Origin of the sequence: Salinivibrio sp. EAGSL, assembly GCF_013366455.1 — a bacterium.
In the GTDB taxonomy this organism is placed as follows: domain Bacteria; phylum Pseudomonadota; class Gammaproteobacteria; order Enterobacterales; family Vibrionaceae; genus Salinivibrio; species Salinivibrio costicola.
Map to the genome: position 1 here is coordinate 1 of NZ_JABWMG010000048.1, position 1,015 is coordinate 1,015.

The 1,015-nt window shown below is 43.4% G+C and carries 1 protein-coding gene; it reads right to left on the reverse strand.

Annotated elements, in window-relative coordinates:
• Positions 1-917, reverse strand: a 917-nt coding sequence (locus HLG76_RS14625; RefSeq protein ID WP_175993940.1) for a hypothetical protein, incomplete at its 3' end; no start/stop codon positions are given.
• Positions 918-1,015 lie beyond the last annotated feature (98 nt).

Genomic DNA, 1,015 nt, shown 5'->3' on the forward strand with positions numbered 1-1,015 from the left:
GGCGATGTTTTTTGTTGTTCGGCTATTTCCGCTAGCGTCTTCTTGTAGGTTTCATCGCTCATATCTCGCCAGTAACGCGGGTCGCGGCCAGTCTGTTGATCATGAGCGGCAGTTACAGGGTCTTTAGCTCGAGCTTCTTCTAGCACCAACAGATCTGGCATCGGTTGACTCGCATCCATATAACGCTGGATCATGTTCCACAAACGCTGGTACTCCACCACTCGCTCGTTGGTGCCAATCAAGTGACTAATAGGCACACCCACAGAGTAAGGCTGATAGCGATGAACTAGCATTAAATTATAGTTTAGGTGGCCTTGCGGACTCGGTGCTGACATCAATACACAATCAAATTCAATAAAAGGATGTGTAAAGCGCACTTTATTGTCACGCTTATACAGCGTCACCATCCCTGTCTGACGGTTTAAGCTATAAACACGTTTGCTTTTTAAGAAAGGCGCTAAAAAATAGTAGCCTTTACATACCAGTTTATAGTGCCCCCATATAAGCAAGCAAGGAAGCGTAAAATAAAGGGTTAGGCCATAGGCAATTATTGACCAATCCTCCCATTTCTCTACCCATTCTCCTTGACCAAAAAATAGAGCATATGCGATTAACAAGTAAAATAATGGCAAGAAAAAAATTAATAGTATTTTTGCCAGTCCCACCATTAAAAAGTAAAGTTGAGACCAGCCTGATAAAGATTCACTATCTAAGCTTTCTTCGGTCCAGAATGATGGCTTTTCATTCCCTTCTGTCTCTTTTATTTTCGATGGTATCGTTTCTCGAGCAAGAGATAAAGCAATAGTGTCATTTGCCTTGGTAAAGGGGAACACTTTCCCCTTAGTTAGTAGCTGCTGCAAAAAACCGTGCGGTGGTTTAGTGGGCTGTAGCTGCAGTTGCTCGGTGTTGTAGGTCATATCAGCTATCCGCAAAAATGTTGATCTTTGGACCAGTGGCGGGCGATGTTTTTTGTTGTTCGGCTATTTCCGCTAGCGTCTTCTTGTAGGTTTCATCG